Annotated in this window: 20 protein-coding genes; 14 read left to right on the top strand and 6 right to left on the bottom strand. The window is 71.6% G+C overall.

What is annotated here, in order from left to right:
* Positions 1-167 precede the first annotated feature (167 nt).
* Positions 168-1538 carry a sensor histidine kinase gene (locus ACZ7CH_RS21380; RefSeq protein WP_470370914.1) on the bottom strand — a complete coding sequence of 457 codons (1371 nt, stop codon included), beginning with the start codon at positions 1536-1538 and terminating at the stop codon, positions 168-170.
* Positions 1516-2241 (bottom strand): response regulator transcription factor, encoded by a 726-nt coding sequence (locus ACZ7CH_RS21375; protein ID WP_470370915.1) that lies wholly within the window; start codon positions 2239-2241, stop codon positions 1516-1518. The genes ACZ7CH_RS21380 and ACZ7CH_RS21375 overlap by 23 nt, the downstream gene beginning before the upstream one ends.
* Positions 2242-2397: 156 nt before the next feature.
* Here ACZ7CH_RS21375 and ACZ7CH_RS21370 point away from each other — a divergent pair, with 156 nt between their 5' ends.
* The 3 genes from ACZ7CH_RS21370 (at position 2398) to ACZ7CH_RS21360 (ending at position 4903) form a co-directional block, all read left to right on the top strand.
* Positions 2398-4047 carry a bifunctional metallophosphatase/5'-nucleotidase gene (locus ACZ7CH_RS21370; protein WP_470374666.1) on the top strand — a complete coding sequence of 550 codons (1650 nt, stop codon included), beginning with the start codon at positions 2398-2400 and terminating at the stop codon, positions 4045-4047.
* 74 nt (positions 4048-4121) lie between these two features.
* Positions 4122-4583, top strand: coding sequence for a hypothetical protein (locus ACZ7CH_RS21365; protein WP_360392244.1), 462 nt, complete (start codon positions 4122-4124; stop codon positions 4581-4583).
* 11 nt (positions 4584-4594) lie between these two features.
* Positions 4595-4903, top strand: a complete 309-nt coding sequence (locus ACZ7CH_RS21360; RefSeq protein ID WP_360392241.1) for a sunset domain-containing protein — start codon at positions 4595-4597, stop codon at positions 4901-4903.
* Between the two features lie 26 nt (positions 4904-4929).
* Here ACZ7CH_RS21360 and ACZ7CH_RS21355 read toward each other — a convergent pair whose 3' ends face one another.
* Positions 4930-5409: an HAD domain-containing protein gene (locus ACZ7CH_RS21355; RefSeq protein ID WP_470374665.1), complete on the bottom strand. Its 480-nt coding sequence runs from the start codon at positions 5407-5409 to the stop codon at positions 4930-4932.
* 33 nt (positions 5410-5442) lie between these two features.
* Between ACZ7CH_RS21355 and mug the strand changes: the two genes are divergently transcribed.
* From mug to ACZ7CH_RS21305, 10 genes are all read left to right on the top strand, one after another.
* Positions 5443-5937 carry a G/U mismatch-specific DNA glycosylase gene (mug, locus tag ACZ7CH_RS21350; RefSeq protein WP_458431001.1) on the top strand — a complete coding sequence of 165 codons (495 nt, stop codon included), beginning with the start codon at positions 5443-5445 and terminating at the stop codon, positions 5935-5937.
* Between the two features lie 193 nt (positions 5938-6130).
* Positions 6131-8983, top strand: a complete 2853-nt coding sequence (locus tag ACZ7CH_RS21345; RefSeq protein WP_470374664.1) for an AfsR/SARP family transcriptional regulator — start codon at positions 6131-6133, stop codon at positions 8981-8983.
* Positions 8984-9190: 207 nt separating this feature from the next.
* Entirely contained in the window at positions 9191-9664 is a 474-nt protein-coding gene (locus ACZ7CH_RS21340) for a hypothetical protein (RefSeq protein ID WP_360392229.1), read from the top strand.
* Between the two features lie 49 nt (positions 9665-9713).
* The gene (locus ACZ7CH_RS21335; protein ID WP_458431003.1) at positions 9714-10478 is read left to right on the top strand and encodes an LLM class flavin-dependent oxidoreductase; all 765 of its coding nucleotides are present in this window, start codon (positions 9714-9716) and stop codon (positions 10476-10478) included.
* A gap of 78 nt (positions 10479-10556) precedes the next feature.
* Positions 10557-10994 (top strand): SRPBCC family protein, encoded by a 438-nt coding sequence (locus ACZ7CH_RS21330; protein WP_458431004.1) that lies wholly within the window; start codon positions 10557-10559, stop codon positions 10992-10994.
* A 54-nt stretch (positions 10995-11048) separates the two neighbouring features.
* Entirely contained in the window at positions 11049-11792 is a 744-nt protein-coding gene (locus ACZ7CH_RS21325; protein WP_470374663.1) for an ABC transporter ATP-binding protein, read from the top strand.
* Positions 11789-12757 (top strand): ABC transporter permease, encoded by a 969-nt coding sequence (locus ACZ7CH_RS21320; RefSeq protein ID WP_360392217.1) that lies wholly within the window; start codon positions 11789-11791, stop codon positions 12755-12757. The genes ACZ7CH_RS21325 and ACZ7CH_RS21320 overlap by 4 nt, the downstream gene beginning before the upstream one ends.
* Positions 12758-12801: 44 nt before the next feature.
* A complete protein-coding gene (locus ACZ7CH_RS21315) occupies positions 12802-13179 on the top strand; it encodes a GntR family transcriptional regulator (protein WP_360392215.1) in 378 nt (125 codons plus the stop codon).
* 34 nt (positions 13180-13213) lie between these two features.
* Entirely contained in the window at positions 13214-14074 is an 861-nt protein-coding gene (locus ACZ7CH_RS21310) for an ABC transporter ATP-binding protein (protein WP_470374662.1), read from the top strand.
* Positions 14075-14179: 105 nt separating this feature from the next.
* Positions 14180-14377, top strand: coding sequence for a GIY-YIG nuclease family protein (locus ACZ7CH_RS21305; RefSeq protein WP_470374661.1), 198 nt, complete (start codon positions 14180-14182; stop codon positions 14375-14377).
* 57 nt (positions 14378-14434) lie between these two features.
* Here ACZ7CH_RS21305 and ACZ7CH_RS21300 read toward each other — a convergent pair whose 3' ends face one another.
* From ACZ7CH_RS21300 to ACZ7CH_RS21290, 3 genes are read right to left on the bottom strand one after another with little or no spacing between them, the layout of a single operon-like run.
* Positions 14435-15973, bottom strand: a complete 1539-nt coding sequence (locus ACZ7CH_RS21300) for a phytoene desaturase family protein (protein WP_470374660.1) — start codon at positions 15971-15973, stop codon at positions 14435-14437.
* Complete coding sequence (locus ACZ7CH_RS21295; RefSeq protein WP_360392203.1) at positions 15970-16833, bottom strand: NAD-dependent epimerase/dehydratase family protein; 864 nt, start codon at positions 16831-16833, stop codon at positions 15970-15972. Before ACZ7CH_RS21295 ends, ACZ7CH_RS21300 begins: the two co-directional genes overlap by 4 nt.
* Positions 16830-17075 carry a hypothetical protein gene (locus ACZ7CH_RS21290; protein WP_360392200.1) on the bottom strand — a complete coding sequence of 82 codons (246 nt, stop codon included), beginning with the start codon at positions 17073-17075 and terminating at the stop codon, positions 16830-16832. Before ACZ7CH_RS21290 ends, ACZ7CH_RS21295 begins: the two co-directional genes overlap by 4 nt.
* A 203-nt stretch (positions 17076-17278) precedes the next feature.
* Here ACZ7CH_RS21290 and ACZ7CH_RS21285 point away from each other — a divergent pair, with 203 nt between their 5' ends.
* Complete coding sequence (locus tag ACZ7CH_RS21285) at positions 17279-18514, top strand: ABC transporter substrate-binding protein (protein ID WP_470374659.1); 1236 nt, start codon at positions 17279-17281, stop codon at positions 18512-18514.
* The last annotated feature ends 23 nt before the right edge of the window (positions 18515-18537 follow it).

Here is an 18537-nt window from a genome sequence, read left to right as displayed (position 1 = left end):
CGCACGAGCTGCGCGCCTGCGGTCACGCGTTCGGTGAGATCAGCCTCGACTGCTCCGGCGGGCGCGAGCTGACCGTCTGGCACCACGTGGCGTGGCTGCTGCTCAAGGGCGTCCCGTGGGTGTTCCGGCGCGGCGCCGACCTGCTGCCGCTGCTGTGGAACGAGACCTCAGCCGCGCAGCGCGACGGTGAACGTGGTCTGCCCTGGGACGCTCTGCACGGACACCTCGCCGTCATGGGCGCCGACGACGGCGGCCACGATGGACAGCCCCAGCCCCGTGCTGCCGGCGGCGCGTGAGCGGGAGCTGTCGCCGCGCGCGAACCGCTCGAACACCTCCAGCCCCTCGGGGATGCCCGGCCCGTCGTCGGTGACGGTCAGCTCCACCTGTCCGTTGTGGACGGACAGGCCGGTCGTGACCGTCGTGCCGGGCGGGGTGTGCGTGCGCGCGTTGGACAACAGGTTGCCGAGCACCTGGTGCAACCGCTGCACGTCGCCGATGACCGTCACCGGTTCGTCGGGCACGGCGATCTTCCAGCTGTGGTCCGCGGAGGAGATGCGGGCGTCACCGACCACGTCCAGCACGAGCCGGGTGAGGTCGACCTCCGCGCGTTCCAGCGGCCGGCCGTCGTCGAGGCGGGCCAGCAGCAGCATGTCCTCCACCAGCGACGTCATCCGCACCGCCTCGGACTCCACCCGGCTCATCGCGTGCGCGACCCGCGGGCTGAGCTCCTCGCCGGAGCGCCGGGTCAGCTCGGCGTACCCGCGGATCGCGGCCAGCGGCGTGCGCAGCTCGTGCGAAGCGTCCGCGACGAACCTGCGCACGCGCGTCTCGCTGTCGTGGCGGGCTTTCAGCGCGGCACCGACGTGGCCGAGCATCCGGTTGAACGCGAGCCCGACCTTGCCGACCTCGGTGTCCGGGTCGGTCTCCGGCACGCGTTCGGCGAGCGCGACCTCACCGGAGTGCAGCGGCAGCTCGGCGACACGGGCCGCGGTGGCGGCGACCCGGTCCAGCGGCACGAGCGCGCGCCGGACGATCCGCTGGCCGGCCAGCGCCGCCGCGGCCACCCCGGCCGCCGTCAACGCCACCAGCAGCCACACCATCCGCCACACGACGTCGTCCACCGGACCCGACGGCAGGCCCTTGATCTGCGCCGGTCCGACGTTGACGCGGAACGTGCCCTTGTCGCCCATGTCCACGGTGTGGTCGCCGGGACCCAGTCCGGTCAGCTGCCGCCGCTCGTGGTCCGTCATGGGCAGCGTGCGCGTGCCGGGCAGCTCGATCGTGCCCTCCACGCCGCCTTCGGTGACGCGCGCGTTGATGCCCCGGGCCCGCTGGCCGACCGCCGGTTGCACCATCTCCCGGACCTGGCGGTCGAGGTCGTGCGTGAGGAACCCGTGCAGTGCCGGCACCGCGACCGCGCCCGTGCCGACCGACAGCGCCAGCAGCACCGCGACCTGGCCGGCGATCAGCTTGCCCCGCAGCGTCTTCGGCCACGGCGCGCGCGGGCGGCCGTCGCTACGCCGCGGGCTTGAGGACATAGCCCGCGCCCCGCACGGTGTGGATCATCGGCGCCCGTCCGGCGTCGATCTTCTTGCGCAGGTAGGAGATGTACAGCTCGACGATGTTCGCCTGGCCGCCGAAGTCGTAGCTCCACACCCGGTCGAGGATCTGCGCCTTGCTGAGCACCCGCCGCGGGTTGCTCATCAGGTACCGCAACAGCTCGAACTCGGTCGCCGTCAACGAGACGTGCTCACCCGCCCGCGTCACCTCGCGCGTGTCCTCGTTCAACACCAGATCGCCGACAACGAGCCGTGCGCCCGCGTCCTCCTCCGTGACACCGGTGCGCCGCATGAGTGCACGCAACCGAAGCACGACCTCTTCGAGGGAGAACGGCTTCGTCACGTAGTCGTCGCCACCGGCCGTGAGCCCCGCGATGCGGTCCTCCACGGCGTCCCGCGCGGTCAGGAACAGCACCGGCAGGGCCGGCTGCTCGGCCCGCATCCGCCGCAGCACCTCGTACCCGTCGAAGTCGGGCAGCATCACGTCCAGCACCACCGCGTCCGGCCGGAACTCCCGTGCCGTGCGGACCGCCGTCGTGCCGTCGAGCGCCGTGCGCACGTCCCACTTCTCCATGCGCAGCGCCATCGTCATCAGCTCGGCCAGTGTGGACTCGTCGTCCACCACGAGCACCCGCACGGGCTGCCCGTCCGGCCGGCGGAGCTCGGCTTCCATCGCGCGCATGGCTCCCATCGTGACCGGTCATCCTGTGTACCGCCTGTGAGACCGTCCACCGTTCGGGCGATCAGCAGTTACGTCAATTGTGAGCAGCTATGTTCGGTCGGGGGACCCGACGACCGCCCGGAGGTGAGCGTCCTGCGCACGTTCACGCTGACGGTGATGGGGACGACCGATCTGCACGGCAACCTCTTCAACTGGGACTACTACCGCGACCGGGAGTACGACGACTTCGCGCACGACGACGTCGGGCTCGCGAAGATCTCGACGCTGGTGGCCGGCGTGCGCGCCGAGGTGGGCCGGCACCGCACGTTGTTGCTGGACGCGGGCGACACGATCCAGGGCACGCCGCTGGCCTACTACTACGCCAAGGTCGAGCCGATCACCCGCACGCACGTGCACCCGATGGCGGCCGCGATGAACGCCATCGGCTACACGGCCGCGGTGCTGGGCAACCACGAGTTCAACTACGGCCTCGACGTGCTGCGGATGTTCGAACGGCAGCTGGACTTCCCGCTGCTCGGGGCGAACGCGGTCGACGTCGCGACCGGGCTGCCCGCCTTCCCGCCGTACGTGGTGAAGACGGTGTGGCGCACCGGTGGCCCGCCGTTGCGGGTGGGCGTCCTCGGGCTCACCAACCCCGGCATCGCGGTGTGGGACAAGGTGCACGTCGAGGGCGTGCTGACGTTCCCGGGGCTGGTGGAGCAGGCGCTGCGCTGGGTGCCGGAGGTGCGGCGCCAGTCCGACCTGGTGGTGCTGGTGGCGCACTCGGGCGCGGACCTGTCGTCGTCGCTGGGCGACCAGGTGCCGTTCCCGGAGAACTGCGCGGAGCTGGTCGCGGAGACCGTGCCGGGCATCGACGCGATCCTGGTGGGACACGCGCACGTCGAGATCCCGCAGCGGTTCGTGAGGAACAGGGTGACCGGGCGGCGGGTGCTGCTGACCGAGCCGCTGTACTGGGGCAAGCGGTTGTCGGTGCTGGAGTTCGACCTGGAGCACGACGGCGGCTGGCACCTGACCGGGTCGCGGTCCTCCGTGCTGGTGTCGGCGTCGGTGCCGGAGGACCCGCGGATCGTGCGGCTGCTGCGGCACGACCACGAGAAGGTCGTGCACCACGTCAACGGGCGGATCGGCACCTGCCGTGCCGCGATGTCGGCGGCGCGGTCGCGGTTCGAGGACACGCCCGCACTGCGGTTCATCAACCACGTGCAGGCGCTGGAGCTCAAGAAGTCCACGTCGCTGCCGGTGCTGTCGCTGTGCGCGCCGTTCAACCGCGGCGCGGCGATCCCGGCCGGCGAGGTGTCCATCCGCGACGTCGCCGGGCTGTACATCTTCGACAACACGCTCGTGGGCGTGCGGCTGACCGGCGCGCAGCTGCGCGACTTCCTGGAGGAGTCGGCGCGCTACTTCCGCCAGGTCACCGCCGCGGGGCCGTTCACGCCCGAGGAGGTGTCGGCCGACGTGCCCGACTACAACTTCGACATCGCCCACGGCCTGGACGCCCCGCTGACCTACGACGTCGACATCGCCCGACCGGCCGGTTCGCGCATCACGAACCTGTCCTACGGCGGGGTGCCGGTGGCCGGTGACGAGGAGTTCGCGGTCGCGGTGAACAACTACCGGCAGGCGGGCGGCGGCGACTTCCCGCACATCGCGACCGCCCCGGTGCTGCTCGACCGGCGGCAGGAGATCCGGCAGCTGCTGATCGACTGGGTGAAGGCCGCGGGCGTGCTCGACCCCGCCGACTTCACCCGCACCGACTGGCGGCTCGTGGCCGGCGGCCACCCCGTCGTGATTTCCACGACCGGGTGAATTCTCCGGCGCGGTCCTGGGCCTTTCACCGCAGGCGGTGGCAACCGGACGGCCGGATGGGATAGGCCAGACGCGTGCAGTTGCCGCAGCGCGTCGCCATCGGCGCCATCGCCGTGCCGCTGCTGCTCGCCTCCGTGGGCGTCGCGGTGCACGCCGGGCAGGCCCCCGCGGCCGTGCCCGGCCAGCTCGTGCTCGCCGTGCGCTCGGCCGAGGTCGTGCTGGCCGGCGCCGCCACCCCGGCCGAACGCCAGGAGGTGGCCGACGCCGTGCGCTCGGTCGCCGAGAAGCACCGCGTCACCGACCTGATCACCCCGTCCACGACCGTGCGGCTGCCGGTCGCCGCGGACGAGGTCGCCTCGGTGCTGCGCGCGGTGCTCGGCGCGGACGTCACCGACTTCACCGCCGTCGTCCACACCGGACACCTCGTCGCCTCGGCACGCGTACCCGACCACACGCGTGCGGGCGCGCTCAGCGACGCCCTGCGCGCCGCGGCCCCCGGCCTGCGGGTCGACGAGGACTTCACGACTACGGGCTAGGAGCCTTCGCGTTGTTCGGGTTCTTCCTCCAGATGTTCCTGCTGTGCGCGGGCGCCTTCCTCGCGGGCGTGCTGCTCACTTGGCTGACCATGCGCTCCCGTGCGGCCGCGCAGCCGGAGACCCGCCTCTCGATCATGGAGGACCCGGTGCCGCCGGCGCCCGCGATCAAGGCGAACTCGCGCACGATGATGTTCCACACGCCCGAGTCGCCCTACTACAAGCGGATGAAGGGCGACGTGGTCTTCCACTCCGCCGAGGACGCGCTGCGGGCCGGGTACACGATGTGGACGCCACGGCCGCGCGTGCCGGCGACGACCTGACCAGGGCTTGCCGCTGGGGGCGGCGGTCAAGCCGCGGCGCGCAACCAGGCGTCGAGGGCCAGGTAGTCGGCATCGGTCAGGCCGTGGCGCGGGTCGACGCGGTGCAGGAGGCCTCGCTCGTGGTGCTCGGCGACCCAGAGGCGGTCCTTCCCGGTGATCTCGTCGTCGACCCAGGCGAACGGCCTGGTGCCTGCCAGCGCGACCAGGCCGCGGGTCTTCCAGTGCAGGCCGTCGCGGAAGTCGTGGTCCTCGGTCTCCTGGTCCTCCTGCCAGGTCGCGACGGGCAGTTCAGGCAGGCCCAGGAGGGGCGCGAGGAGGTCGTTGGCGTCGTCCATCCAGGTCGTGGCCCAGACGAGCTCGCACGGCAGCGCGGCGAGCCAGGGGCCGTGCATCGGGTCGAGGCGGGCGAGCAGCGGGTTCTCGTGGGCCGGGCCGGTGTGCCTGGTGCCGGCGAACGGGAGCAGCGGGCCGTCGACGTCGAGGAAGAGCAACGGGAGCCGGGCCATGCCGGCCACGGTAGTGCTCGTAGGCTGGTCAGCGTGATCGGTGACGTGCTCAAGCCCGGCCTCGACGTCCTCTTCTGCGGCATCAACCCCGGCCTGGTCTCGGAGGCGACCGGGCACCACTTCGCCCGGCCGGGAAACCGGTTCTGGCCCGCGTTGCATTTGTCCGGGTTCACGCCGCGGCTGTTCGCGCCGACCGAGCAGGAGGGGCTGCTCGAACTCGGGCTCGGCATCACGAACGTCGTCGCACGCCCGTCGGCCAAAGCCGATGAATTAACAATTGACGAGATGAAAGCCGGCGCGGTCGTGCTGACCGAAAAGGTTCGCACCTATTCACCGAAGGTTCTCGCGGTGCTCGGTGTGACCGTGTACCGCAGTGCGTTCGGGCGGAAGAAAGCGCAGGTCGGGCCGCAGGACGAGACCGTGGGCGGTGCGCGGGTGTGGTTGCTGCCCAATCCGAGCGGGTTGAACGCGCACTGGCAGCTGCCCGCCCTCGCCGAGGAGTTCGCCCGGCTGAAAGCGAGCGTGTAGCGCCGGAACGGCAGTTCATATTCGGAACCACTCGCAGTGGCGTGGACGGGGACAACCGTGGTCTGGTTGCATCGACTTCTGCGTCCATTCGAGTGGCCTTCGCCAGCAGGTGGAACCGGGTGCTCGAACGTGGCGTCAGAATTTGACCTTGACGCGCAGAACTCGGTGAATCTTCAACACTGGTGGGGGCGCAGTGGAAGTCAGGATTCTCGGGCCGGTCGAGCCGCCGGTACCACCCAAGCCCGCGCAGATCCTGGCCGTGCTGGCGGTCGAGTGCGGGAAGGTCGTGCCCGTCGACCGGCTGATCGACCTCATCTGGGGTGAGGACCCGCCGCCGCAGGCCCGCAAGTCGCTGCAGGTGCACATCTCCAGCCTGCGCAGGGCCGGGTTGCCGGTGGAGCACCGGGCCGCCGGGTACGTGCTGGCCGCCGAACCGGGGCACGTCGACCTGCACGCCTTCCGCCGGCTCGTCGCGAGCGCGCAGGAGACCGCGGAGCTCAGGGTCAAGGCCGAGCTGCTCGCCAGGGCGCTGGAGCTGTGGCGCGGCACGCCGGTCGTGTTCGCGCAGACCCTCGACGTGCAGCGGCTCGCGGCGGCCGAGGCGTGGGCGGACGCCGAGCTGGCGCTGGGGCGGCACGCCGGGCTGATCGACGCGCTGGGCGTGTTCGTGGCCGAGTACCCGCTGGCGGAACGGTTGCGCGGGCAGCTCATGACCGCGCTCGCGCGGGGTGGGCGGCGGGCGGACGCGATGCGGGTGTTCCGCGAGACGCGCCGGGTGCTCGTGGACGAGCTGGGCGTCGAGCCGGGGGAGCAGCTGCAGCAGCTGTACCGGGACGTGCTGGAGGGCGCGCGGGACACGCGCCGCAACTACCTGCCGCGCGACGCCGGGGACTTCACCGGGCGGGCCGCGGAGCTGGACCGGCTGCTCGGTGGCGACGGCGGCGTGTGGTGGATCGAGGGACCGGCGGGCGTGGGCAAGACGGCGCTCGCCGTGCACGCGGCGCACCGGCTGGCCGAGCGGTACCCGGACGGGCAGCTGTTCGTGGACCTGCACTCGCCGTCGGGGGCGCTGGACGCGTTGCTGCGGGCGATGGACGTGCCCAGCGAGCGGGTCCCGGAGAGCCCGGAGGAACGCGCGGCGCTGTGGCGGGCCCAGGTCGGCGGGCGGCGGGTCGTGATCGTGCTGGACGGCGTCACGAGCGTGTCGCAGGTCCGGCCGCTGCTGCCGGGCAGCCCCGGTTGCCTCACCCTGATCACCAGCCGCAGCCGGCTCTGCGGGCTGGAGGGCGTGCACCGGGTCCCGCTCGACGTGCTGGGCGACGACGAGGCGGTCACGCTGCTGGCGCGCATCCTCGGCGACGACCGGGTCGCCGCCGAACCGGAGCAGGCCACCGAGGTCGCGCGGCTGTGCGGATACCTGCCGCTGGCCGTGCGCATCACCGGCGCGCGTCTGGCCGGGCGCGCGCACTGGCCCGTGTCGAAGCTCGTGCGGCGGCTGGCCGATGAACGCAGCAGGCTCGACGAGCTCGTGGCCGACGACCTGGCCGTGCGGTCGAGCCTGGAGCTCACCTACCGGTCGCTGGGCGAGGACGTGCGCCGCGCGTACCGGGTGGTCGGGTTCCTCGGGCTGCCCGAGGTGCCGAGCTACCTGTGGGTGCACCTGCTCGACGAGGACGTGCTCGACCAGCTCGTCGACGCCCGGCTGCTCGACGTCACCGGCAACGCCCGCTACCGCATGCACGAGCTGGTGCGGCTGCACGCCAGGGAGCTCGCCGAGGCAGAGGACCCGCAGCGGGAGCGCGAGGACCTGGTGCGCAGGGCCGTGATCGCCGCACTGTCCACCGTGGACGGTCTGACCGAGCACCTCTTCCTCGCCGTTCCCCGCATGCAGGACTCGCTGGGCGTGGTCACCGCGGCGGCGCGGCCCGCGGACAAGGACGCCTGGTTCGCACGCGAGGAGTCCGTGCTGACCAGGCTGGTGGAACGCGCGGCGGAGCTGGGGCTCGCCACCACCGCCTCGCAGCTGGCCGAGGTGCTGGTGTTCGCGTGGTTCGGGCTGCGCAACCGCTACGAGGCCTGGGAACGAACACACACGGCCGCACTGGAGGCGGTGTGGCGCGCCGGTGACGTGCGGCTGGAAGCGGTCCTGAGGTGCAGCCTCGGGCAGATGCACTACAAGCGGGACAACCTGGTCGAGGCGCGCTCGTGGTTCGGCACGGCGCAGACGTTGTTCGTGGGCCTGAACGACCAGCACGGTGAAGCCGTCGCGATGAACGGCATCGGCATGGTGTGCCGCGACCTCGGCGAGTACCCGTGCGCGCTCGAAGCCCTCGGCCGCGCACGGGAGCTGCTGGCGGGCAACGACACCGAGGGCGTCGCGCACGCGTTGTACGGAATCGGCTCGGTGCACCGGGAGCTGGGCGACGACGAGCAGGCGCTCGACACGCTGCACGAGGCGGAAGCCGCCTACCGCAAGGCGAACAGCCGCCGCGGGGAGGCGCTCGCGGCCCGCGGCATCGGACTGGTGCACCGGGCGCGCGGCGAGCTGGACCTCGCCGAGGAGCACGTCGTGCGCGCCCACGAGATGGTCGCGGGCACCGGTGACGAGCTGCTCGGCTGCTACACCGCCCAGGCGTGGGCGAAGGTGCTGCTGCGCAAGGGCGACTTCGACCCGGCGCGGGAGCTGCTGGGCACCGCGCTGGACGGCTGCCGCGACGTCGGCGACCGGTTCGGCGAGGCGCTGGTCCGCCGCACGCTGGGGGAGTGGCGGCTCGCCCGCGGCGACCACGCCGGTGCGCGGCTGGTGCTGACCGAGGCGCTCACCGCGTGGACCGACATGGGTCTGCGGCTGTGGCGCGCGAGGACGTTGCGGGACCTCGGCGCGGCCCACGCCCGCCTGGGGGACGCGGTGGGCGCGGACCGCTGCTGGCGCGAGGCCGCGACCCTGTTCGCGCGACTGGGCACCCGTGAGTCGGGGGAGGTGCTCCAGTGGCGTGCGCGGTGGCCGGCGCAGCGGCCGCCGCTGGGGTTCCTCGCGATCAGCTGATCTCCACGGCGACGACACGAAGCCGGAGCAGTCCGTCCGGTACTCCTCGTTCCCATGGCCGGTGCTCCGGTCCTGCTCGGTGGTGACGACCCGATTCGATCCCGCACCGCCAAAAAACGGCCAAAGAACGGCCGAACACCGCGTTAGGCCTTCCTTTACCGCCCCTGCCTAGCTTTCGCGCCACCATAGGGCTGAAGGAGAGACAGCATGTTCGCACGCACGATCGCCGCTGTGGCCGCGATGCTCGCGGCCCTGGTGATGGGCGCGTCCGTCGCATCGGCGGCCCCGGCCAAGTACACGCACTCGCAGGCGACCGCACAGCTGAGCGCGGCCGGCATCACCTGGTCCTCCAGCGGCGGCTGCAGCGACCGGAACAGGTCGAACTGCACGTCGTTCGAGCAGGTGAACCAGACGACCATCGCGGGAGCCAAGACGTTCAAGAGCGCGACGGGCTGCGCGCTGAACATCACCGGCGGCACCGAGACCGGGCACGCGTCGGGCACCTACTCGCACTGGAACGGCTACAAGCTCGACTACTCGCTGTCGAGCTGCGTCACCAACTACATCAAGTCCCGGTTCTCGTCCATCGGCGGCAACAAGTGGCAGTCGAGCTCGGGCAACGTCTACTACCTCGAGTCGAACCACTGGGACGTGACGTACTACAACTGCGGCGGGTGCTGACCCGCGCCGTTGTTGCCGATCGGGCCGCGGGGCCGGTAGTAGTTGTCGGGTGATCACACTCGGCGCCGTCTACCGGCCCCAGTTGCCGCCCGAACGCCTGCGACCCGTCGTCCTCGCCGCGGAGGAGTCCGGGTTGGACTCGCTGTGGCTGTGGGAGGACTGCTTCCTGGAGAGCGGGATCGCCGCCGCCTCCGCCGCGCTGGCGTGGACGGAACGGCTGAAGGTCGGCGTGGGGCTGCTGCCGGTGCCGCTGCGCAACGTCGCGCTGACCGCGATGGAGACCGCGACGCTGGAGCGGATGTTCCCCGGCCGCGTCACGATCGGCGTCGGGCACGGTGTGCAGGACTGGATGGGCCAGGTCGGCGCGCGGGTGTCGTCGCCGCTGACGTTGCTGCGCGAGTACACCGGTGCGCTGCGGGCGTTGCTGGCGGGCGAGCGGGTCACCACGTCCGGCCGGTACGTGTCGCTGACGGACGTGGCGCTGGACTGGCCGCCCGCCGCACCGGTGCCGGTCTACGTCGGCGGCCTCGGGCCGAAGACCCTGGAGCTGGCCGCGCAGATCGGCGACGGCACCATCCTCGACTCGTCGGCGGACCTGGAGCGGGTGCGGTCGGTCCGGTCCTCCCGCGAGCACCCGGTGGTCGTCTACGTGGAGACCGGCTCGCGCGACCGCGGGCACGTGAGCGAGCTGGTGGCGTCGATGGCCGAGGCGGGCGCGTCGAGCGTGGTGCTGCAGCAGCCGGCGGCCTGCGAGGACCCGGAGGGGTTCGTGCGGTTCGTGGCGTCCGTCGCCGCCTCTCGCCCGACGGGGTGAGCCGGAGGTGGCCGCGTGCTCGGTCGCAAGAACCGCCACGCGGCGCATCGCTTCCTGATTACGGGGTACCTCTCCTGCGTGGCTGAGGTATCACTGGACATTGAGGCTCCCATCGACACGGTGTGGGCGTTGCTCGCCGACGGCTGGTCGTACGCGGCCTGGGTGGTCGGCGCGTCGCACATCCGCGACGTCGACAGCGGCTGGCCGTCGCCCGGTACGCGCATCCACCACAGCGTCGGGCCGTGGCCGCTGACCATCGAGGACACCACCGAGGTCGTCACCTGCGAACCGAAGCGCCTGCTGGAGCTGGACGCGCGGCTGTGGCCCGCCGGTGCGGCCCGCATCACGTTCACGCTGGTGGCGCGCTCGGAGACGGTGACGGAGGTGCGGATGGCGGAGAAGGTCGTGCGCGGGCCGTCGGCGCTCATGCCGTCGTTCGCGCAGGACGCGCTGCTGACCCCGCGCAACCGGGAGACCCTGCAGCGGCTCGGGGCGCTCGCGAAGGGCAAGAGCTGACCCCTTCAACACCCTTTCACTAGTTACCTAGCTAAAGGGTGCTAGCGTGGCGGCATGCGAGAAGGTCAGCACCCGCCGGTCGTGGCGGAGCAACTGGGGAAGAAGTACCCGAGGGGCTGGGCGTTGCGGGACTGCACGCTCACCGTCCCCGCCGGGCGCGTCGTCGCGCTCGTCGGACCGAACGGCGCGGGCAAGAGCACGCTGATGGGCCTGCTCACCGGGCTGCTGCGGCCGACGGAGGGCCGGATCGCCGTCTTCGGCGACGTGCCCACCGGCCGCGGCATGCACCCGGCCGTCGCGTTCCTGACCCAGGCCAAGCCGCTGTACCCGCAGTTCACGGTGACCGAGACGCTGCGCTACGGCCGCACCGCCAACCCCGCGTGGGACCAGGGCTACGCCGAGGAGCTGGTCGAGAACGCGCAGGTGCCGTTCACGGCGAAGATCGGCACCCTGTCGGGCGGGCAGCGCACGCGGGTGGCGCTGGCGCTCGCGCTGGGCAAGCGGCCGCGGCTGCTGGTGCTCGACGAACCGCTCGCCGACCTCGACCCGCTGGCGCGCGAGGCGGTGCTGGCGACGCTCGTGCACGAGTGCCGCCGGCAGGGGATCACCGTCGTGCTGTCGTCGCACGTGCTGGCGGAGCTGGAGGACGTGTGCGACCACCTCGTGCTGCTGACCGGCGGGCGGGTGCGGCTCGCCGGTGACGTCGACGAGCTGCTGCGCGCCCACGCCGGACGGCCGGGGCTGGAACGGCTGAGCCGGTTGGCGCTCGCCTACATGCGCGAGGAGGTGGCGGCATGACCTGGGTCGTGTGGCGCCAGCAGCGGCCCGTGTTCGTCACGTTCGCCGCGGGGCTGCTCATCGGCGCGGTGGTCGTCCTGCTGCTGCGCTCGGCGACGCTCGCCGACCTCACCGCGCGCAACCTCCTGGACTGCGTGGACAAGGGCCTGGAGGCCTGCCGCGGCAACGCCGCGACCGAGTTCCAGACGACCTGGTACGACCGGATGCACCTGGCGCAGGGAGCGGTGGTGGCGTTGCCCGCGCTGATCGGCGTGTTCGTCGGCGCACCGCTGTTCGCGCGCGAGTTCGAGCAGGGCACGCACGCGCTCGCGTTCACGCAGTCGGTGAGCCGCACCCGATGGGTGGCGACCAAGTTCCTCGTCGCGGCACTGCCCGCGCTGGCCTTCGTGGTGGCGTTCCAGGTCCTGGTGCACAGCTGGCTGGACGTCGCGGGGCAGCTGGGACCGTTCTCGACCGGGCCGTACTACTTCACGAACTTCGAGTCCGACGGCGTCTCCCCGCTCGCGTACGCGGTGTTCGCCTACGCGCTGGGCATGTTCGCGGGCGCGGCGTCCCGCCGGACGCTGGTCGCGATGACGTTGACGCTCGGCGTCTTCGTCGTGGTGCGGTTCGTGCTCACCGGGCTGCGCGAGTTCATGATCGCGCCGACCCGGATCGTGTCGGACGACCCGACGAACCCGGTGGTCGCCGAACGCGGCCCGCTGTACGTCGACGGCGGCTACCTCGACGCGTCCGGTGCGGTCGTGGTGGACGCGTCGTCGAAGCTGAACTGCGCCTCGCCCGACCCGGACGAGAGGGTGGACCTGCTGGCCTGCTACCGGCGCAACGGCATCGAGAAGGGGTACGCCGACGTCATCCCGGTCGACCAGGTGACCACCCTGCACCTGCTGGAGGCGTCGGTCTTCGCGGGGCTCGCGGCGGTGTTCGTGCTCGGCGCGGTGTGGGCCGTCCGCAGGCAGACGTGACGGACGGCGATCAGGAGGCCGGGTGGGCACCTATGCTGAGCGGCGTGATCGAGTTTCGCATCGATCGGCACTCCGGGGTGTCCACCTATCTCCAGATCGCCGCACAGGTCAAGCAGGCCATGCGCATGGGGGTGCTGGGCCCCGGTGACAAGCTGCCGACGGCACGGGAGGTGGTGGAGGCCACCAGGGTGAACCCCAACACCGTGCTGAAGGCGTACCGCGAGCTTGAGCACGAGGGCCTCGTCGAGGGCCGCAGGGGGATGGGCACCTTCGTCACGGCCTCGCTCGCCACCGACGCGGCGAAGGCCGGTGCGCCGCTGCGGCAGGACCTGGAGCTGTGGATGGACCGCGCGGTGGGCGAGGGCCTGTCCGGCGACGAGGTCGACGCGCTCTACACGGACGTGCGTTCGACGCGCTTCTAGTGTCCACTCAGGACGTTCTACTTGGGAGAGCGGGATGAACTCAGCTGCGGTGTGCGCCGAGGACGTGGCGAAGCACTTCGGCCGCACGAAGGCGCTCGACGGCTGCACGTTCACCGTGCCGGAGGGCAGCGTCACCGGGCTGGTCGGACCGAACGGCGCGGGCAAGAGCACGTTGCTGTCGCTGCTCGCCGGGCTCACCAAGCCCACCCACGGCACCGTGCGCGTCCATGGCACCGAGGTGCGCGGCCGGATGCACCCCGACGTGTCGCTGCTGACCCAGCGCCGTCCCCTCTACGACCGGTTCACCGTGCACGAGATGATGCGCGCGGGCGCGGCGATGAACGACCGCTGGTCGGCGGACCGCGCGTTCGAGGTGCTGGACCTGCTGGCGGGCGTGGACAAGGACGCGCGCGTGGGCACGTTGTCCGCCGGCGCGCGCACGCAGGTCGCGATCGCCATGGCACTCGGCAGGCTGCCGAAGGTGCTGCTGCTCGACGAACCGTTGTCCGACCTCGACCCGTTGGCACGCGACGAGACCGTGCGCATCGTCATGACCGAGGTCGCCGAACGCGGCACGACGGTGATCCTGTCGTCGCACCTGCTCGGCGACCTCCGCGACGTGTGCGACCACCTGCTGCTGCTCGACGAGGGCCGGATGCAGCTCGCGGGCGACATCGAGGAGGTGCTGGCCGGGCACCGGGTCCTCGTCGGTCCCGCCGGCCTCGACCTGCCCGCCGCCGGTGTCGTCGACTCGTCGCGCACACCGCGCCTGACCACCGCGCTGGTGCGCGGCGACAGCGCGCCGGACGGGTGGGAGGCGGACGTACCCGGCCTGGAGGAGTTGGTGATGGGGTACCTGCGGGCCTCACGGGCCCGCAGGTCCGCCCGTCAGTAGATCGTCCGTTCGGGTGAGTTCGCACAGTCGGTCCAACAAGCCGACGGCGCCTCGCGATGACGTCGGTACCAGTCGTACGCGCAGGTGCGGCAAGAGGTCGACCGCATGCGCGCTGAACTGGCAGGACTGCACCAGGAGTTGACCGATCGCAGGGTCAACCGCGTGAACATGCGCCGGGAGTTCTTCTACGCCACTCCGGAGGAAGTGCGTGAACTGCTCAAGAAGCATTCCGGGCAGATGCTGGAGTACGTGCTCGAACCGGAGGCGACCGAATACCGGCAAAGCCTGGCGGTCCAGGCGTAGCGCCGAGGCAACCGGAAATGCGGGCCACCCGGAAGCCCGGACCACCAGGTCGGCCCGTCAGTAGATCGCCCTGTGCAGTCCCTGCACCAGCATCCGGTACAGCTCACCCGCCGCACCGTGCCGCGCCAGCGCCGCCCGTGCCGCGTTCGCCCCGGCCGCGCCGTGCACGCCGCCGCCCGGCCACGCCGACGAGCCCGTCAGGTAGAGGCGGTCGAACGGGGTGTCCGCGCGGCCCAGGCCCGGCACCGGCCGGAACACCAGCTGCTGGTGGATGGCCGCCGTGCCGCCGTTGACGGTGCCGATGTCCTGCGGGCCCAGCACCGACCGCGCGATGATGCGGTCGCGGAAGCCGGGTGCGCGTTCCTCGATGACCTGCTCGACGCGGTCGGCGCGGCGTTTCAGCCGGTCCGGTGTCCAGGTGCCGCCCAGCGGGACGTGGGTGTACGCCCACGCCGCCTCGGTGCCCGCGGGGGAGCGGGTCGGGTCGGTCGTCGTCATCTGGCCGATGATCGAGAACGGGGTGCGCGGCACCTTGCCGCACGCGAGCTCGTGCGCGAAGCCGGCCAGGCCGTTGACGTCGCCTCCGATGTGGACGGTCCCGGCCTGCGCGGCCTCCTGGTTGGTCCACGGGATCGGGCCGGACAACGCCCAGTCGATCTTGATCGTGTCGCCGTCCCACTGGAACCTCTTCAGGTCCTCGGCGAGCCGGCCGGGCAACGCGTCCGCGCCGATCAGGTCCAGGTACAGCCGCGGTGCGGGAACGTCGGCGAGAACTGCTTTCCGTGCGCGCACGGCCGTTCCGTCTTCGAGACGCACACCCACGGCCACACCGCGCGCGTGCAGCACCTCGGTCACCCGCGCATTGGTCTCGATGCGCCCGCCGAACCTCCGCACGAGCGCCGCGCTCAGCTCACCCGCGCCGCCGCGGGGCACCGGGTTGCCGACCTCCTGCCCGAGCATGGCGAGCAGCCAGCCGAAGCCCGCGCCACCGGCTTGGTCCGGGCCGAGGTCGGTGTGCATGGCGTTGCCCGCCAGCAACACCCGCGCGCCCTCGCCCTCGAACAGCTCCTCGCCCAGCCGCCGCACCGGCAGCGTGAGCATCCGCACGAGTCGCAGCGCGTCACCGATCCCGGCGGTGCGCAGCAGCGACGCACCCCCTCGCACCGGGGGGAACGGGCGCAGCAGCGACTCGATCACGGGGCCGCGCACCTTGCGCCACTGCTCGTAGGCCGCCTGCCACGCGTCGGCGTCGCCGTGGGCGAACGAGCCCACCGACTTCGCCGTCGTCTCGACGTCCCGCGACAGCAGTGCGACCCGGTCGTCGGGCAGCACGTGCGCGAGGACGGCCGGTGCGTGCTCCCACCGCACGTCCAGGTCCAGCGCGGCGATGATCGGCGAGCCCAGCCCGAGCGGGTAGAACGCGCTGTAGACGTCGTTGGTGAAGCCCGGCGCCGTGGTCTCGGCCGACGTGACGGCACCACCGGGGGTGCCGCGCTGTTCCAGCACCAGCACGTCCCAGCCCGCGTCCGCCAGCAGTGCCGCGGCGACCAGCCCGTTCGGTCCGGAGCCGATGACGACCGCGTCGACCTCGTTCACGCACGCCTCCCCATTGCCGTGACCACCTCGCGCAGCACGTCGCGCGCATCGTGTTGTGGCCACCATCCCAGATCCTCCTGCGCGCGGGTGCAGCGCACGAGCGGAGCCCGGTCCGCCATCCGGACCCACTCCGGCGTCAGCGGCTGCAACCCCAGCCGTGCCGTCGCGCCCGCCAGCCGTTCCACCACCGGGTAGGGCAGCGGCACCCGGCCCGGCCCGACCAGGTCGGCGATCATCGGCGCGGTCAGCACCGGTTCGGCGGCGAGGTTGAACGCGCCGTGCGCCTGCTGCTCGATGATCTCGACGATCGCGCGCGCCACGTCGTCGGAGTGCACGAGCTGCAACCGCAGGCCGTCCCACAACGGCAACGGCAGCAGCGGCAACAGCTTCGGTGACACCAATGGGCCCAGCAGCCACCGTCGCAGCTGCTGCGCCGCCGACGCCTGCCCGATTCCACACGGCCTGATGACCGTGCACGGCAACGGATAGCGCCGGACCATCTCTTCGAGCTTGACCTTGTGGGCGCTGTAGGTGCTGCCCGGGATTCCGGTCAGCGTCCACGACTCGTCGACCCGGCCCCAGCGCGGTGCCGGTGCGTACGCGGCGACTGACGACGCGCAGACGAGGTGCTTGACGTTCTCCTTGACGCACGCGGCGAGCACGTGTTCCGTGCCGTCGACGTTGGTCTCCTTGTGCGTGGGCTTCACCGCCCACGCGAGGTGCACGACGACGTCCGCGCCGCTGATGGCGTCGCGCAACGCCGAAAGCGTCCGCACGTCGACGCCCACGTCCTCGAAGTCGAGGTGGCGGCGCAGCGCCGTGCCGACGTTGCCGGAACCGCCGGTGACGACGACCCTCACCTGAACACCGCGACGCGGGGCCGGGACCGGGTCGCCTCGGCCGCGCGCACCGTGCGCGCCAGCTGTTCGAGCTGCTCCATCTCGTACGCCTTGCGCAGGTGCCGTTCCCGCCAGTCGTCCTCGGTCCGCGACTGCACGACCGGTTCGCCGCCCGGCCAGACCATCGCGTTCTCGTCCCCGGCGGGCGCCTGCGCGACCAGCGTTCCGAGGTCCCCGCTCTGCGTGATCACGTCGTCAGCCATGAGGGACGGGTACCCGCAACTCCGCCGGTGAAGCGCGTCTCATTTCGTTCGGGGCCGAAGGTCTAGCACAGCGCGTGGTCGGACGGCAGTCACCTGAACCCTGCGCATCTGTGTTCCGTACCACTTAGAGAAGCGATATGAGACAACGAAATCAATACTGAGCTACCGCTCAGTACGTTCTGGCCCCTGACAAGGACTCCTGCATGCCCTTCCGCCGCGCACTGCCCACCGCCGTCGCGCTCGCCGTCCTCGCGGCCGGCTGTGGCGCTTCGAGCGATGAGAAAGCCCAGGTCAAGACCGGGCCGGGAGTCACGGACGACACGATCTCGCTCGGCATCCTGTCGGACATGACGGGGCCGTTCAAAGCGTCCGCGCTGACCAGGATCAAGGGCTACGAGCTCTACCTGGACCAGGTGAACCAGCGCGGCGGGATCTGCGGGCGCCGCATCGAGCTCAAGCAGCGGGACCACGCCTACGACGTGCAGAAGGCGCTCGACAGCTACTTCGAGCTCGAACCGCAGGTCCTCGGCCTGCTGGAACTCGCGGGCACCCCGATGACCGCCGCCATCGAGCCGGACATCATGCAGACCCGCACCCTGACCGCGCCGGCCTCGTGGTCGGCGCAGCTGCTCGGCAACCCGCACATGATGATCGTCGGCACCACCTACGACCTCGACGTGATCAACGGCCTCGACCACTACAAGCGCCGCGGTGTCATCAAGGACGGCGACACCATCGGCCACGTGTACGTGCAGGGCAGCTACGGCGATAACGCGGTGGAAGGCAGCGAGTTCGCCGGTAAGCAGTGGAGCATGCCGGTCGCCAAGCAGGCGATCACCGAGACCACCGCCGACCTGAGCACCCAGGTCGCCGCGCTGAAGGCCGCGGGCGCCAAGGCCGTCGTCCTGAGCACCACCCCCGCCCAGACCGCCGCCGCCGTGGGCGTGGCCGCCGCGCTGAAGTGGGACGTGCCGTTCATGGTCAACGTCGTCGGCTTCGACCCGGCGATCCTCAAGTCGCCCGTCGCGACCGCCGTGCAGAAGCAGGTGTCGGTCGTGACGTCCGTGGCGCCGTTCACCGGCACCGCCCAGGGCCCGCGCGAGGTCGCGGCCGCGTTCACCCGGCGCTTCCCGGACGACGAGCCCGCGATCTACGTCGACCACGGCTACACCGTCGCGATGGTGTTCCTCGCGGTGGTCGAGAAGGCGTGCGCGAACGGTGACCTCACCCGTGACGGGCTGCTCAAGGCGTTCCACGACACCAACGGCCTGGACACCAAGGGGCTGACGAGCCCGTTGCACTACTCGCTGGTGGGACGACCCTCGGCGACCCAGTCGTACATCACGAAGGTGGACGCGTCGGCGCCCGGCGGTCTGACGACCGTGGAGGACCTGTTCGAGTCGGAGCTGGTGAAGGCAAAGGGCACCAGGGCCAAGTAACCCCGGCACCCACCCTGCTTGTT

The organism is Lentzea sp. NPDC037011, assembly GCF_055607425.1.
The sequence above is the reverse complement of the archived record's forward strand: the minus strand, read 5'-3'. Positions and strand labels throughout refer to the sequence as shown.

Coding starts and splice junctions, on each gene's coding strand:
- ACZ7CH_RS21380 (WP_470370914.1), bottom strand. CDS start 1,538: ATGTCCTCAAGCCCGCGGCGTAGCGACGGCCGCCCGCGCGCGCCGTGG.
- ACZ7CH_RS21375 (WP_470370915.1), bottom strand. CDS start 2,241: ATGCGCGCGATGGAAGCCGAGCTCCGCCGGCCGGACGGGCAGCCCGTG.
- ACZ7CH_RS21370 (WP_470374666.1), top strand. CDS start 2,398: ATGGGGACGACCGATCTGCACGGCAACCTCTTCAACTGGGACTACTAC.
- ACZ7CH_RS21355 (WP_470374665.1), bottom strand. CDS start 5,409: ATGGCCCGGCTCCCGTTGCTCTTCCTCGACGTCGACGGCCCGCTGCTC.
- ACZ7CH_RS21340 (WP_360392229.1), top strand. CDS start 9,191: ATGTTCGCACGCACGATCGCCGCTGTGGCCGCGATGCTCGCGGCCCTG.
- ACZ7CH_RS21325 (WP_470374663.1), top strand. CDS start 11,049: ATGCGAGAAGGTCAGCACCCGCCGGTCGTGGCGGAGCAACTGGGGAAG.
- ACZ7CH_RS21320 (WP_360392217.1), top strand. CDS start 11,789: ATGACCTGGGTCGTGTGGCGCCAGCAGCGGCCCGTGTTCGTCACGTTC.
- ACZ7CH_RS21310 (WP_470374662.1), top strand. CDS start 13,214: ATGAACTCAGCTGCGGTGTGCGCCGAGGACGTGGCGAAGCACTTCGGC.
- ACZ7CH_RS21305 (WP_470374661.1), top strand. CDS start 14,180: ATGCGCGCTGAACTGGCAGGACTGCACCAGGAGTTGACCGATCGCAGG.
- ACZ7CH_RS21290 (WP_360392200.1), bottom strand. CDS start 17,075: ATGGCTGACGACGTGATCACGCAGAGCGGGGACCTCGGAACGCTGGTC.
- ACZ7CH_RS21285 (WP_470374659.1), top strand. CDS start 17,279: ATGCCCTTCCGCCGCGCACTGCCCACCGCCGTCGCGCTCGCCGTCCTC.